At 51.9% G+C, this 15130-nt stretch carries 14 protein-coding genes; 3 read left to right on the plus strand and 11 right to left on the minus strand.

Annotated elements, in window-relative coordinates:
• The 3 genes from BM025_RS02695 to BM025_RS02705 all read right to left on the minus strand — a co-directional run bounded on the left by BM025_RS02695 (window position 1) and on the right by BM025_RS02705 (window position 3536).
• The gene (locus BM025_RS02695) at window positions 1-1728 is read right to left on the minus strand and encodes a peptidoglycan -binding protein (protein ID WP_085847033.1); all 1728 of its coding nucleotides are present in this window, start codon (window positions 1726-1728) and stop codon (window positions 1-3) included.
• A 3-nt stretch (window positions 1729-1731) separates the two neighbouring features.
• A complete protein-coding gene (locus BM025_RS02700; RefSeq protein ID WP_085847032.1) occupies window positions 1732-2907 on the minus strand; it encodes a biopolymer transporter ExbB in 1176 nt (391 codons plus the stop codon).
• 80 nt (window positions 2908-2987) lie between these two features.
• On the minus strand, window positions 2988-3536 hold the full coding sequence (locus BM025_RS02705; protein WP_085847031.1) for a gamma-glutamylcyclotransferase: 549 nt from the start codon (window positions 3534-3536) through the stop codon (window positions 2988-2990).
• 102 nt (window positions 3537-3638) lie between these two features.
• On the opposite strand from BM025_RS02705, the gene BM025_RS02710 reads away from it, so the two are divergent.
• A complete protein-coding gene (locus tag BM025_RS02710) occupies window positions 3639-4640 on the plus strand; it encodes a DUF2125 domain-containing protein (RefSeq protein ID WP_170842096.1) in 1002 nt (333 codons plus the stop codon).
• Between the two features lie 5 nt (window positions 4641-4645).
• Here the strand turns inward: BM025_RS02710 and BM025_RS02715 are convergent, their stop codons facing one another.
• The 6 genes from BM025_RS02715 to BM025_RS02740 form a co-directional block, all read right to left on the minus strand.
• On the minus strand, window positions 4646-5335 hold the full coding sequence (locus BM025_RS02715; protein ID WP_244515396.1) for an extensin-like domain-containing protein: 690 nt from the start codon (window positions 5333-5335) through the stop codon (window positions 4646-4648).
• A 65-nt stretch (window positions 5336-5400) separates the two neighbouring features.
• On the minus strand, window positions 5401-6321 hold the full coding sequence (locus tag BM025_RS02720) for a prephenate/arogenate dehydrogenase family protein (protein WP_085847029.1): 921 nt from the start codon (window positions 6319-6321) through the stop codon (window positions 5401-5403).
• Window positions 6318-7406, minus strand: a complete 1089-nt coding sequence (gene hisC, locus BM025_RS02725; RefSeq protein WP_085847028.1) for a histidinol-phosphate transaminase — start codon at window positions 7404-7406, stop codon at window positions 6318-6320. Before hisC ends, BM025_RS02720 begins: the two co-directional genes overlap by 4 nt.
• A gap of 199 nt (window positions 7407-7605) precedes the next feature.
• Window positions 7606-8226: a 30S ribosomal protein S4 gene (rpsD, locus tag BM025_RS02730; protein ID WP_085847027.1), complete on the minus strand. Its 621-nt coding sequence runs from the start codon at window positions 8224-8226 to the stop codon at window positions 7606-7608.
• 254 nt (window positions 8227-8480) lie between these two features.
• Window positions 8481-9542, minus strand: a complete 1062-nt coding sequence (locus tag BM025_RS02735; protein ID WP_085847026.1) for a Hint domain-containing protein — start codon at window positions 9540-9542, stop codon at window positions 8481-8483.
• Between the two features lie 125 nt (window positions 9543-9667).
• Window positions 9668-10591: a lipid A-modifier LpxR family protein gene (locus BM025_RS02740; RefSeq protein WP_170842098.1), complete on the minus strand. Its 924-nt coding sequence runs from the start codon at window positions 10589-10591 to the stop codon at window positions 9668-9670.
• Window positions 10592-10843: 252 nt separating this feature from the next.
• Here BM025_RS02740 and hpaR point away from each other — a divergent pair, with 252 nt between their 5' ends.
• On the plus strand, window positions 10844-11299 hold the full coding sequence (gene hpaR / locus BM025_RS02745; protein ID WP_085847024.1) for a homoprotocatechuate degradation operon regulator HpaR: 456 nt from the start codon (window positions 10844-10846) through the stop codon (window positions 11297-11299).
• 23 nt (window positions 11300-11322) lie between these two features.
• On the opposite strand, the gene BM025_RS02750 is transcribed toward hpaR, so the two are convergent.
• On the minus strand, window positions 11323-12789 hold the full coding sequence (locus tag BM025_RS02750) for an FAD-binding oxidoreductase (protein WP_170842099.1): 1467 nt from the start codon (window positions 12787-12789) through the stop codon (window positions 11323-11325).
• Window positions 12790-12930: 141 nt separating this feature from the next.
• On the opposite strand from BM025_RS02750, the gene BM025_RS02755 reads away from it, so the two are divergent.
• Window positions 12931-13605: a GntR family transcriptional regulator gene (locus BM025_RS02755; protein WP_085847022.1), complete on the plus strand. Its 675-nt coding sequence runs from the start codon at window positions 12931-12933 to the stop codon at window positions 13603-13605.
• On the opposite strand, the gene BM025_RS02760 is transcribed toward BM025_RS02755, so the two are convergent.
• On the minus strand, window positions 13602-15119 hold the full coding sequence (locus tag BM025_RS02760; RefSeq protein WP_085847021.1) for a malonate--CoA ligase: 1518 nt from the start codon (window positions 15117-15119) through the stop codon (window positions 13602-13604). The genes BM025_RS02755 and BM025_RS02760 overlap by 4 nt on opposite strands.
• Window positions 15120-15130: the final 11 nt, after the last annotated feature.

Genomic DNA, 15130 nt, shown 5'->3' on the forward strand with positions numbered 1-15130 from the left:
CTATTTTTCGGTCAACTTCAATTCAATTCTACGGTTTTGAGCAAAGGCATCGGGGCTGTTCCCCTGGGCAATAGGATGAAATTCACCAAAGCCCGCAGCTGCCAAACGCCCCCCAGGAAACCCAAGTGCATCCGTCATGTAGCGCACCACAGACAGAGCGCGTGCTTGGCTCAATTCCCAGTTGTCTTTATACTCACCAGTTCCTGACAGCGGCACTGTATCAGTGTGGCCATCAACACGGATCACCCAATCAATTTCAGGTGGAATGTCTTTTGAAACATCTGACAAGATGCCTGCGACACGGGCAATTTGCGCTTGGCCGTTCGGTGCCAAAGTTGCTGATCCCGGCGCAAACAAGACCTCAGAACTGAACACAAAACGATCCCCAACGATCCGCACCCCGTCGCGATCTCCCAAAATATCACGCAACCGTCCAAAGAACTCAGATCGATAATTTTCGAGTTGCTTTGCCTCGGTTTCAAGCCGCTTGCGTTCCGCCTCTTCAAGGTCAGCACGGCGGCGCTCTTCGGCAGCGACTTGGGCTAACGCGGAATTGAGCCGAGATGTCAGCGCGTCGATTTGAACATTGGCCTGTGCATCGCGATCTGTGCGGTCGTCCAAAATCGCCTGCAACGAGGCCAACTGACTGCGCAGTGCTGACACCTGCTGATTGAGCAAGGCAACTTTGCGCGCACTGTCGGCAGATTTTTGGCTTTCAGTTGCCAGCGCGGCCTCTGCCATTGCCAAAAGTGCAGCCTGTTTTTGCGCCTCAGACATCTGTGTCTGCACATCTAGATCAAGTGATTTTTGTGCCGCCTGCGCTGCAGCGAGCAAAGTCAAAGTATTCTCAGCCGATTTGCGTTCTTCTTCGAGTGCAAGCGTCAGAGCCGTCAATTCGTCTTGTGATGCTTGGAATTTATCACGTAAAGCCTGCAACGCAGCTTGGTCCAAAATACGATTTTTTTCAGCTTCGCTGAGTGTCGCGGCACTCAAAAGCCGTTCTTTTTCAGACACGGTAAGCGCACTTTCCGCTTCAAGCCGATCTGCCTCAGATGCACTCAAAGCGGCCTGAACGTTATCTGCACGGGCACTCATTTTTACCAGAGCATCATCTTTATCCGCTATCTCAGTTTGCATCTGCGCGACCAATGCATCAAGCGCTTCGCGCCGTGCGGCAGCCAAACGTGCATTTTCTGTGGCCTCGTCAATCTCATCACGCGCCTTGGCCAAAGCCAACTGCAGCGCCTCTTGTTCGGTAATTATTTTTTGGTTTGCAGCCTCTAATTCAGCAAGGTCCGCGGTCAATACATCAGATTGCGCCAAAGCATTGTCGCGCTCAGACAATAAACTTGCCACTTGTGCTTCAAATGAAGCGATCTGCGCCTCTTGTGCGGTATTTTCAGATTGCAAAGACGAAATCAACGCAAGCTGTGCCGAAGCAACCTCACGTGCTTCGCTCAATGTCGCACGGATCGTGCCGAGCTGCTCTTCCAAACCAAACGAGCGTTGCTGTTCAAGTCCCAAAGCACGCGCCAAAGTTTCGACCTCAGACGTCAATGCATTTAGTTCTGTTTCTTGTCCCGAAATCGTGTCTCGTAGCATCGATTGCACAACCATGAAAATGGTCAAAACAAACATCAAAACGAGCAAAAGCGCGGTCATCGCATCGACAAAACCGGGCCAGATTGACCCAGACATACGTTGCGAAGAGCGACGTAAGACGGCCATAGCCTATTGATCCTGCCCGGCGATATCACGCAAAGCACGCGTGAGCGCCGAAATTTCACCACGCAGCGCGGCGGTGCTTTCTTGGCGACCCGCAGAGAGTTCTTCCAAAATGCGCAAAAGTTGCACATCAATAGAACGCAGACGCATCCGGCTTTCGGCATCATCGCCCAACCCAGCGTCGGTGTGCGCCGTCGCATTTTTTTCCAGCACCGTGACAAGGCGCTCCTGGGTCGAAGCGATTTGATCCAAAGCGGTGCCAGTGCCGCCATCATGCTCCATCCGCGCGACCATTCGGTCGATGGAGGTTGCAAGCTGATCGACCCGTTCATCAATCGAGCTGCGCGAGACTTCCGACTGAACAAAGAGGGTCTGAAGCGCCTCCATTTGTTGGCTCATATGATCCAAAACGGCCGCAGCACCCGACATTTCGCCGTCGGCTTCACCAGAGGAAAATCCGATGCGCGTGATCGATGACATCCATTCTTCCAGCTCGCGGAAAAAGCGGTTTTGACCATGGGACGCGAACAATTCCAGCAACCCCACAACCAGTGATCCCGCCAGCCCCAATAATGACGATGCAAAGGCAGTCCCCATGCCGCCAAGCTGCCGTTCAAGTCCTGACATCAGGCGTTCAAAAACGGCTGTGGCGCCCTCACCCTCGATCGGGGCCAACGATCGAATTGTATCGACCAAGGCGGGAACAGTTGTCGCCAATCCATAGAACGTTCCTAAAAGTCCAAGAAAAATCAATAGGTTGGAAATGTATCGTGTGATGTCGCGCGCTTCGTCAATGCGTGTTGCCACAGAGTCTAAGATTGACCGTGATGACGTTGATGAAATTTGCGACTTGGCACCACGTTCGCGCATAAGGCCCGCCAAAGGAGCCAAAAGACGCGGGGCATGTTTGCCCTTTTGTTTGGGGCGCACCCCAATGAAACGTTCAACCCAATTGACCGAAGCCACGAGTTGCCCCACCTGCCAAAAGCAGGCCACGACACCGATCACAAAGACAAACGCAATGAAGCCATTGAGATAGGGGTTGGCTAAGAACACGGGCAAAACCCGCGGCAAAGCGATGTAGCCGCCAAAGCTCACAAGCCCAAGAACAATCACCATTAAGGTGATCTGCCTCACGGGCTGAGAAAAATGCTGCGATACCTCTTGATCGGGTTGGCCCATTGACCCTGTCCTGACCTAATGTTTCCTGTTGAGGGTACGATAGGCGAGGAATGCTGCGATGCCAACATGCGATTTCACTCTTAAAGAGCCATGCGCGCACGAACCTTGGCAGCAAGGATGGTGAGGTCATCATCTTCCATACCAAGTGTGGCCAAATGCGACGCCGTATTGAACAAATACTCACAATTCGGGCCACGCCCACCCGTGGCAGAGGCAATGATTTCAGCTTGGCGGTTTAACGTCAAATTTCCCGTGTACTGCGCGTGTGAAGGATCAATCACATAGGCCAAAGCTGTGATGTCGCGCCCATCATTCAGGCGCAATGGCACGTGGTGCTCAACATAAGCAGATGAAACCAATTCACGTTCACGCAAATCCGCAAGGCTTTTCACTGCGGTGTCCGCCCCCACGCGAAAGGCCACGCCCTGACACTGCGCGCCTTTGTGGGCATCTAACGCCAAAACCAAACCCGGCAGTTCGGGACTGCCGCGATGATGGATCGACCACATGCAAAAGGATCGCGCATAATCATTGAGCACGGCAGGCGCATGATCGATGAATTCAAACTCTGGGTTCCATAGCAAAGACCCATAGCCAAAAACCCAAAACCCGTTTTCCAAACCTGTCATCGTGCAAATCACCCTTGGTTCATTGGCGCTCTGGCCAAGTTGCGTGGGTGTGTTTAAACACACCTTTGTCCGCTGTTGAAAGAGGTCATGAAAGGGAATGCCATGCGCAAACTGATTTGGCTGTGTCTGATTTTCGTCGTGTTGTACTCAGGCTATTGGCTGATTGCGGCCCGCGCAACCGAACGCGGAATTGCGACGTGGCTTAACCTGCGTCAAGCAGAAGGGTGGCAGACTGAATACACGTCACTTGAAACACGCGGGTACCCTTTGAGCTTTGCAACAACACTCACGGATATAGCCGTGGCAGATCCCGACACAGGCGTGCTGTATCAAACACCGCGCTTACAGATCAAAAGTCGTAGCTTCACCCCAACACAATTACATGCCAGCTTGGCCCAAGATGTGCGATTGTCGACGCCGTTTCAAAGCATCGACATCACCACACAAACGGCTGGCGGCACACTTTTTGTGGATGCGGGCACAGCGTTAACGCTGAACCACGCGGCCTTTGATTTCAGTGCCCTCAAAGCCACATCGTCTTTGGGTTGGGGGTTTTCATTGGCCAACGCCAAGGCCGTGGCAAACCGCACAAAAGAGACCCCTTTTGCGCATGATATATCCATACAAGTTAATGACTTAGCCCCTTCGGCATCCATGGTTTCACGCATGGATTCAAACGGCATATTGTCTGATACCTTTGACACATTGAACATTGAGACCAAGATCACATTCGACAAAGCATGGGATATCACTGCGCTTGAAGGGCCACGTCCGCAGCCCACACATGTTGTTTTGCACAACGCAGCCGCCACATGGGGCAAGCTTGATCTTCGGGTCGCAGGTACCTTTGATGTGGATGCGCGCGGCTACCCCAATGGCACGCTACAGATCAAAGCAACCAACTGGCGCGAGATGATCACGCTTGCAACCGCGGCGGGCTTTATTCCTAAAAATATTGAAAATATGGCCTTGAAGGCAGGCGAACTTTTGGCGGGTATGAAAGGGAATGCATCCACAATTGATGCGGAACTGACTTTGTCACGTGGCACAATTTCGCTTGGATTTTTGCCGCTTGGCCCCGCCCCTCGTCTTGTCATCAGATAGTGGCTTTAGCGACAGTAACTGCCTGAGCGATACCGCGCTGTGTCGAAATGAAAATGGTCTTTGTGGTATTTATTGGCGTTCGGGCCCAAGACTGTGCCAAACGGGCCGCACGCCGCTTTGTGCATCTTGCGCAAAATTTTTCCATCTACCCGGCGGCTCCACCCTTTGAGAACGCTGATCGTGTCACCGTTTTTCAGCGTAAATCCTGAAATATCAATGGCCCTGCCCCGCCCATGCTCAGACACTTTGGCACCAGCTTGATTGTTGCGCGTCCGGCAAGAATAGCTGGCGGCAACTTTGATCTCAGCCAAACCTCTGCCCTTGCGCTTAATCGCTGGTTTGGCACCTTTGTCGATCCAGACCCGCAACGCTTTGGCCGTTGTGCAATCAAGTGTTGCAGGTCGAGACAATTTAACACCTGCAATTTCAGTCACCCGCACAGGGTTTTCCAAACCACAGCCGTTCATTTTAGCCGGGATGGATACGATCTGCGTGCCGCGAATATCTGTGTGACCGCAAACCGACCCTTGGGTGCGGTAAGTCACGTTTGACACGACAGGCACAGCCAAAGATTTCGGGCGCAACCGCGGTATCAAAGACACGGTCAGAGCCGGAATCGTTTGCACAGACGAGACTGGCACTGTGCGTGGCAAGACCGCGTCAGGGCGTAAAATTGGAAAAGGAGAGCGCGTCATATCCGCCGCCGCGCTGACAGTTAAAAGCGTCAGGCATATCGCAGCTGGCATGGCCCGTAAGCGGGTCATGATGGTTTGGTGTTGCGTCCGAAATTCGGCGCGTCAGTGTCTTGGCCCGCCTCAACAATACCGCGCCGAATGGCACGTGTACGGGTGAAATACTCATGCAAATGATCGCCATCGCCCTGACGGATCGCACGTTGCAACGCAAACAATTCTTCCGTAAAGCGGCCCAAAATTTCGAGCGTTGCTTCTTTGTTTGACAAAAACACATCGCGCCACATTGTGGGGTCCGAGGCGGCAATCCGCGTGAAATCTCGAAAGCCTGCGGCAGAAAATTCGATGACTTCTTGATCTGTCACACGGCTTAAATCGTCAGCCACGCCAACCATCGTGTAAGCAATCAAATGCGGCGTATGGGACACCACGGCACAGACCAAATCATGGTGATCCGCATCCATATGTTTGGTGTTCGCCCCAAGAGCCTGCCAAAACGTTTCAAGCCGCAAAATTTCAGCATCGCTTGATGTTTCAGTTGGAACAATGAGACACCAACGATTGTCAAACAACTCAGCAAACCCTGATGTTGGGCCAGAATGTTCGGTCCCCGCCATAGGGTGCGTGCCGATGAATTCGACGCCTTCTGGCAGATGCGGCAAAACGGATGCAAAGATATCCTTTTTAACCGAACCGACATCAGACACCACAGCCCCTTTTTTCAAAGCAGGTGCAATATCTTGCATGACAGCGCCCATGGCCCCAACGGGCACAGCCAGAATTACAAGATCAGCATCCTTGACGGCGTCAGCAGCACTTTCGCACACATGATCCACAAGCCCTAAATCTCGCGCAATATTGCGTGTCTCAACAGAGCGCGCATAGCCTGTGATTTCGCCAGCCACACCAGCACGGCGCATAGCCAAAGACATAGAACTTGCGATAAGCCCCAGTCCAATCAGAGCCACACGCTTGTACAGCACGCTCATCTGCTTTGCTCCAAAAACTGCCCTATCACATGCGCGACACGGCGGCAGGATGCTTCGTCACCCACCGTGATCCGCAAGCAGTTGGGCAAGCCGTATCCCGCGACGCGGCGTACCAAAATACCATTTGATTTGAGAAATTCATCACAGCTTTCCGCTTCAGCGTCATCGATAAAGCGGGCCAGAATGAAATTCGCACAAGACGTGTCAGACGGCACGCCATGTTCCATCAAAGCCTCGGCCAACCAAGCTCTCAAGCGGGTGTTGTCTTCACGACATTTCTCAACCCAGTCACGGTCTTTCACAGCCGCTTCTGCAGCCGCGAGTTGCGGCTCGGACAAATTGAACGGACCGCGCACACGGTTCAACGTGTCGATGATTTCCTGAGGTCCATACCCCCAGCCAATCCGCGTGCCCCCAAGACCATACATCTTAGAAAAAGTACGCGTCATGACAACATTATCACGTGTTTCGATCAGGGCGGCACCACCATCGAACGCTTCAACGTATTCGGCGTAAGCTCCATCGAGCACCAAAATCGCTTGCGGCGGCAAACCGTCAGCCAGACGAGACACTTCACGCTGACCGATCATTGTGCCGGTTGGGTTGGCTGGATTGGCGACAAACACCAGTTTGGTTTTGTCTGTGCAAGCGGACAAAATAGCGTCCACATCAACAACCCGCTCGCGTTCAGGCACACAAATAGGTGTCGCGCCCGCCGCGAGCGTCGAGATACGGTACATCGCAAAACCATGCTCGGTGTGAATCACCTCATCGCCGACACCTGCATAGGCTTGACACAAAAAAGTAATGATTTCATCTGATCCCACACCGCAAATAATCTGTTGCGGGTTGAGACCATGCACATCGCCAATCGCTTGACGCAAAGCGCTGTGATCCGTGTTGGGATACCGGTGAAGTTGGTGCGAAGCCTTGGAAAACGCCGTTTTCGCACTGTCTGGTGTGCCGAACGGATTTTCGTTCGACGACAGTTTAATGGTGTTGTCCATTCCAGCAATTTTGCTCTGACCACCTTGGTACAAGGCAATCTCAAGAATTTTGGGTTGGGGTTCGATCACACGGGTCATAAATCAACTCACGATAAGGTTGTATTCGTCATACGCGTGTGAGCGCAGCAAGGAAAGTCGCTTCGCTATGTGACATCAATATGTTGCGCTGGCGCGTCTGTTTTATCGAAATTTGGCGACACAAACCATACATTCCATATCATGCAAAAAGGCCGCCCCAAGGGACGGCCTTTCTAAATCTAAATCGGATAGGCTCAGATTAGTTCTGAGCGTAGAATTCGATCACGAGATTTGGTTCCATTTGAACAGCGAATGGGACGTCAGAAAGGCCTGGCGTGCGCACGAAAGTCGCTTTCAATTTGGAGTGATCAGCTTCGATGTAGTCAGGAACATCACGTTCAGCCAATTGAGTTGCTTCGAGAACAACTGCGATTTGCTTGGAACGATCACGCACTTCGATAACGTCGCCTTCTTTAACGCGGTATGAAGGAATGTTAACACGCTTGCCGTTCACTGTGATGTGGCCGTGGTTTACGAACTGACGGGCAGCAAAAACAGTAGCAACGAATTTCGCGCGGTACACAACAGCGTCCAAACGGGATTCGAGCAAACCGATAAGGTTTTCACCTGTATCGCCTTTGATGCGCACAGCGTCAGCGTAAATGCGGCGGAATTGTTTTTCTGTCAGATCGCCGTAGTGACCTTTCAGTTTTTGCTTAGCGCGCAACTGAAGACCAAAGTCAGACAATTTGCCTTTGCGGCGCTGACCGTGCTGGCCGGGGCCATATTCACGACGGTTCACTGGGGATTTAGCGCGGCCCCAAATGTTTTCGCCCATTCGGCGGTCAATTTTGTATTTGGCAGATGTGCGTTTGGTCACGATCTGGATCCTTTCAATAGGGTACCTTGCAACACATGTCGCAAAGTGTGTGAAAGGTGCTGTCCTTTGCGTTCCACGAACTATGTGCATTAAGCACAGTTATCGTTTTCAGCCGACAGGCATCCCCTTGCGAGGGCCACCAACACCAATATAATAACCCGCGCACATCACTGCACACGGGATATGGGCGGCTTATAGCTGGCCCGTTGGGGGAGTCAAGCACAGGTGCCCGCTCAGATTACTATTTTTAAAACTTATGCGACACCTGACATAAGTATTGCGGCTTCGGCTCGGGTTAAAGTACGCCGCGCCGATGGCCCGTAGGTATCATTATATATAACGAGATCAGGAAACTGCCGCAAAAGCCCTGTTTTTTGATCCCCGGTGATATCATTTAGTGCAGCGATATCTGGGTGAAAGCTTTCGGTTTCAAACCCGTTGGCCACGATGATCTGATGTGCATCGAACAACAGATGAATATAGCGCACGTCACGTTGGGTGCGATCAATCACGATAGACTGATCGTTGACCAAATCTTTGGCTGCAATCAATACCTCGTCAGCGTTAAACAAATCTTGTGCAGCTTTGCCAGACACGAGCATACGGTGATGCGGGGATACGATTAAATCTGTATCAGGGTTGCCAGCGCCAAGCGCACCTGCCCGCAAACGAATGGGGCGCAACTCGGGCATGGCGTAAAGGCGCGCGCCAGAAATGCGTCTTCCGCCAATCCAGCGCAAAGCCTGCGGTCCATTGTCTTTGGTTTGCACGAAATCGCCCTCGGACAGATGCTCAACCAATTGCGGACCCGTTGGCGTCAAAATCTGAGTGCCAGGAGTGAAGCAAATCACCGCATTTGAAACCTCGGCTTGTGTTTTTTGAACGGCTCCAAGATGAAGAGACACGATCCAAAGGTCGGTGTCCTTGGGGGGCAAATCGCCTAAGAACATCAACAAAGGCGTGCCCAAATCCGGCATATCAATCAACGTGACTTCATATCGCTTAATACCATCGGTGACATCAAACCCGCCCTCAAACAACCGCGCGCGGGGACCATAATCATGATGTAGAGGGGCGCGGTCCAGTGCGGTTCCAATCAAACGACGTACAGAGTGTGCTGCCCGTTGATGCAATTCACGGACACCTATAGCATCATCGAGCACCAGAACATCACGCGACCCGTTCACGCAAACAGCATTGCCCGACCAGCGCCATAAGGCACCAATTTCAAGTTCTGTCACCTGAGCATGAGGGAAGCCTGCGACCTCTACCTGTGCCCATGCAATAACAAACGTGCTGGAAGAGCCCGTTTTCATAGCCTGTATGCCTGCCAATTTTTAATTTTGTTTTTATGAGGCCCAAGCTAGCACAAGCGAATCAGTCTGTTAATATAAAAATTATCCACTCATGACCGCCAATGGTCGGCATTTAACAGGGGCGCTTAAAACTGCAGGCTCACATTCAAAGATCCCACGACCTGTCCCTCAGGCTGGCTTTTGAATTCAGGGCTTAACCAACTCACCCCATAAAATACATCGGCTTGTGGTCCAGATAATTTCACCCCAGCACGCCCACGCAAACGAAACGGTTCAAGAGCATAGCCATCAGAGGCAGGAAGATACTCAGAAGACCAAACATGGGCTACGTCTGCACCCAAAATAAATTCACTACCATGAGCGCTTTGGTCCACAGTTGACGTTTCGTAAAGATGCCCCGTGGTGACATCTCTCAACCGGACCCCATCGGCCATAAGACTACCAAGAGAGATATCCGCACCAACACGCGCAAAGGTTTCAACACCAACTTGCGCTTCAGCAAAAGGGCGCACCTCAAGATTGCCAAGCTGCAAAGGTCGCGCTATTTCGCCACTCACTGTTGGATAGATAGCATTAGCCAACTGCGCCGACAAATCGGGTTCGGGGGCATTAATAGCGTCATGAAGCCAGCCATGGAAATCACCGATTCCAGTTTGCGGACCAACTGCGACCAAATCCAAGCCAAGACGGTTTTGCGTTGTGCCCCTTTGCGTATAACTGTGCACCCCATAGGATAAAACGCCAGCATATGGGCGATCCCCCGCAGCGGGGTTTGCAAGATTGGCGGGGGCAATCACCGCGCCGCGCAAACGATGCTCAAAAAGACGGCCGAATACATCAGGTACAGTATCATCCGCAGTTGGGCCACGCATTATCGAGACAGCGTAGGATGCAGTGTTCCATCGATCCTGTCCATCGCCGATAAAATCATTGGTAAAGAACCGTCCGGTGCCTGCATTTTGCTGCCCCTCAGACACAGCGGGCTGAGAAAGGGTAAAACCAAATAAAATGCTGATCACAACAGCAAAGCGGTAAAGATAAGTGTGCATGCAAAGACGTCCTTGAGGCGATGTGTACCTACAGGCTAGGAAAGTTTCGTTAACAGCCCCTATACAATCGAGAGATAAGGGCGTGATTGTGTCAAAAAATCTGATTTCGTTGCTTTGTGGCAAATTGGCAGCAACGCCATTTTTAACCATGCACAAATCGTCACAAGATTGAGCGCTGCGATTAAGCAATACCGTGAACATGTCAACAAATCTCTACTTGCACTTTACGTCACTTCCATTGATTTGTTGATTATGACCACAAATGACGCAGATATCAGACAGACCGCGCGATCTTTGCCAATCGCGCTTTTGCGGGCGCGTGAAACTGTCATGGGGCCCTACAGAGATATGCTGGCCAAAGCAGGCGTGAGCGAACAAAAATGGCGCATTCTCAGAGTCTTGATCGAAGGGGGGCCGATGGAGCAAACCTCCATCGCGGATGGAGCTTGCTTACTGCTCCCAAGCCTGACGCGCATTTTGTCATCTATGGAAAAAGAAGGACTTGTCACACGGGCCACTGACACGGCTGATCGGCGCAAAACCATTGTGACGTTGGCCCCTGCGGGCACTCAGGTGATCGCAGCGTATTCCGCTGAGAGCCGCGCCATCACAGTCCAACTTGAGTTGTCCTTTGGCAAAGAACGCTTGGACACCCTGCTTGATCTGCTCGAAGACCTGAACATGCGCATCCCAGACATAAATGGCTAGACAAGGCGCTTTGCCGATGTCGTTTATATAGTCGGCACCATTTTCCCCGGATTCATTAAGTTTTGCGGATCAATGGCACACTTAATCATCCGCATCACGGCCAATTGACCTGGGTCTTTCAGCGACGTCATCAGATCAAGCTTGCTTTGTCCAATGCCATGTTCCGCACTAAACGATCCCCCCAAAGTCCGCAAAAGATCAAAGGCCTGCGCCTTGACCTGATCCATCGGCAAGTCGACAAAGACATGCCCCTCAGCCGCTGCCAAACCGTAGTGCAAATTGCCATCGCCTAAATGTGCTACCATTAACGGCAACACACCAAGCGGCGTGCAAAATGCATCCATCGCCGCAACAAACTGCGCGACATGCGCCAGAGGCAACGAAATATCCATCAGGTAAAAAGGACCGTTTTCGGTGATCGCCTCAAGCACAGATTCACGCATTTTCCAAAGGTCGGCGCGTTGCTGTTCAGATTGCGCAATCATTGCATCAATCACGATTTCTTCTTCCATCAGCTCGCCCAAAATTTCGAGCACTCTATTTTGCAGCGCCACCGTGCCATCCTCTAACATCTCGGCATCATCTGCACGGCTAGACGCCACTTCGATCAACAAACCTGTTTCTGCCGGTGTATCCAGCGGTGGGCGTACATTGGGGATTTGTTGGCAAATCGTATCCACCATAACTTTTGGCATATATTCAAATGCCTCAACCGCGCCCCCCGTGCGATCTTGCAAGCGGTTCAACACATCAATCGTTGCAGAAAGTGTTTGGACTGAAACAAACGCCGTCGCACGCACAGCAGGTTTGGGTGACACCTTAAACACCGCAGCCGTAATGATGCCAAGCGTGCCTTCGGCGCCGATCAGTAAATTTTTAATGTCATATCCGGTGTTATCTTTGCGCAATCCTTGCAGCCCTGTGACAATCGTTCCATCCGGCATCACAGCCTCGATCCCAAGGCATAGATCACGCGTATTGCCGTAGCGCACAACATTCGATCCACCTGCATTGGTCGACAGATTGCCACCAATCATACAACTGCCTTTGGCCCCAAACATCAGAGGAAAAATCAATTCATGCTCCAACGCTGCAGCGTGCAGTGTCTCTAGAACAACCCCCGCTTCCACGGTCACCGTGCGCGCTGCTGTGTCGAACGCACGAATGCGGTTCATCCGCTCAAGCGAGATCATCAAACTGGGTTGTCCGCTGATCGGAACACCGCCACCGCACAGACCAGTGCGCCCTGAAACGGGCACCATCGCAATCCTATGAACGCCGCACAGCTTAACCAAATCAGACACCTGTTCCGTCGTGTCAGGCCGCGCGACAGCAATAGGCGTGCCAGAGTATTGCCCCGTCCAGTCTACGCCATATCGGTTCAGATCATTTGGGTCCGTCAACACGTGTTGCGTCCCGACGATATCTGCGCAGGCCTTTGTAAAATCATCCGATGACGAATGTGTCGGCTGATTTGGGGTGGTGTTCAAAGGGTCTCTCCATTCATCTTTTGCACATATAAATTTGCGCATAAATTGCATCTACCATGTTACATGTAAGTATATGTTGCCCACAACAAATAACATGTTCATACTCGCTAAAATGCCCCATCCATCCCACGACTGGACACCATGAAGCCCATCTCACTCCCCAAATCTTTGATGGAACTCACCGCAGATCGCATTCGCGAGGCCATTATTGATGGGGAATTTGAATTAGGCTCAAAGGTATCGGAACAAAGCCTAGCCGATGTACTTGGCATCAGCCGTTCCCCCGTGCGCGAAGCCTTGGCATTGCTACAGATCGAAGGGCTCATTCACGTGATTGCAAAACGCGGGTCTTTCATTTTCAAGCCCGATATAAAGATGGTCCAAGACCTGTGCGAACATCGCGCCATATTGGAAACTGCCTGTGTGCAACATGCGATAGATCGCAATCACAACGCCTTGATTCATGGGTTGCAACAAAGCATCGACAGGATGCAACGCGCAATCGATAGCAACGCCGCAGATGATTATGCCAAAGGCGATGTGCAATTTCACCTCGCCATTATTGACGCCAGTGAAAACGCCTCAATAGCAAAAATCTATACGCGCACCATAGGTCCACTTCTGGCGGTGCGCACCCATTTGCTCAGTGAAAAGACCGCGCATTTGGGGCGATCTATGGATGATCACTTGACCCTATTAGATGCCTGCACCCGCAAAGATGTGCAGCATGCACAAGCGATTATCACAAACCACGTGTCGCATTTGCTTGAGGCCTATAGCGCTCAACACGATGATCCCACGCCTATTCACGCCTAGGGTTGCGTGAACAAATCACTGTAGGTGTCACGCAGAATGTTCTTTTGCACCTTGCCCATGGTGTTGCGTGGCAAAGCGTCAACCACCACCAATTTGCGTGGGTGTTTGAACCGTGCCAACGAGGTTTTACAAGCCTCGATTATTGCATCCAGATCAGGGGTCTGATTTGGCAAAGCCACAATAACCCCCACGACAGTTTCGCCAAAATCAGGGTGCGGCACACCGATGACAGCGCTTTCCAAAACGCCCGGTTGCTCATCCAACACCAGTTCTATTTCTTTGGGGTAAATATTGTACCCGCCCGAAATAATAAGATCTTTGTTGCGGCCAACGATAGACACATAGCCCTCGTCGTCAATTGTGCCCAAATCACCCGTGATGAAAAACCCATCGCTGCGCAATTCTTCGGCGGTCTTTTCCGGCATCTGCCAATAGCCTTTGAACACGTTGTCACCGCGCACTTCGATCTGACCGACGTCACCATCTGGCAAGGTCTTTCCCGTTGCAGGGTCCGTGATTTTTAACTCAACACCGGGCAAAGGGAACCCTACAGTGCCCGCTTTGCGCGTGCCCTCATAGGGGTTTGAAGTGTTCATATTCGTCTCTGTCATGCCGTAGCGTTCTAGAATACGGTGACCTGTACGCTCTTCAAATTTGACGTGAGTTTCTGCCAACAGCGGCGCAGACCCCGAGATGAACAACCGCATATGCGTGGTCAGGTCTTTGGTGAAACGCGGATCATCCAGCAGACGCGTGTAAAAGGTCGGAACCCCCATCATCGCCGTCGCGCGTGGCAGGTTTTCGATCACAGCGTCTTGATCAAATTTCGGCATGAAAATCGCGCTGCCCCCTGCGGCAAGCGTCACATTGGTGGCCACAAATAGCCCGTGTGTATGAAAGATTGGCAAGGCGTGGATCAACACATCCTGCGCCGTAAAGCGCCATTCTTTAACTAGCGTTTGTGCATTGGACAACAGATTAGCCTGCGTCAGCATCGCGCCCTTTGAACGCCCCGTGGTGCCTGACGTGTAAAGAAAAGCGGCCAAATCATCAGCGTTGCGATCCACGGTGGCAAACGCTGTAGAGCATCTTTGCGCGCGCACCATCAACGTGCCGCTGCCATCAGCGTTCAAGGTTTCAACCTGCCCACCAAGCCCCTGCACGACAGGGGTAAGCGCGGTCACATTCCGACCATCGCACACCACCAAAGCCGCGCCGCTATTTTCAATGAAATAAGTCAACTCATCCACAGTATACGCAGTATTGAGCGGTAAAAATACCAACCCCGCTTGCACACAAGCCGCATAAAGCGCCAAAGCTTCTGGCGACTTTTCAATCTGGGCGGCAACACGGTCCCCCGGCTTTAAACCTATCTCGGTCATCGCATTCGCAATCTGGGCCGCGGTCGCAAGGAATGCTTGATGCGTGACTACCGTGCCATCCACCACGTGCAAAAATGGAGTGGTTTTGCCTGCGTGAACACCCAAAAGCGTATCGTAGAGAAGGTTTGCCATAGTCTAAGGCC

The sequence above is a fragment of the Pacificibacter marinus genome, assembly GCF_900109555.1.
GTDB lineage: Bacteria > Pseudomonadota > Alphaproteobacteria > Rhodobacterales > Rhodobacteraceae > Celeribacter > Celeribacter marinus_C.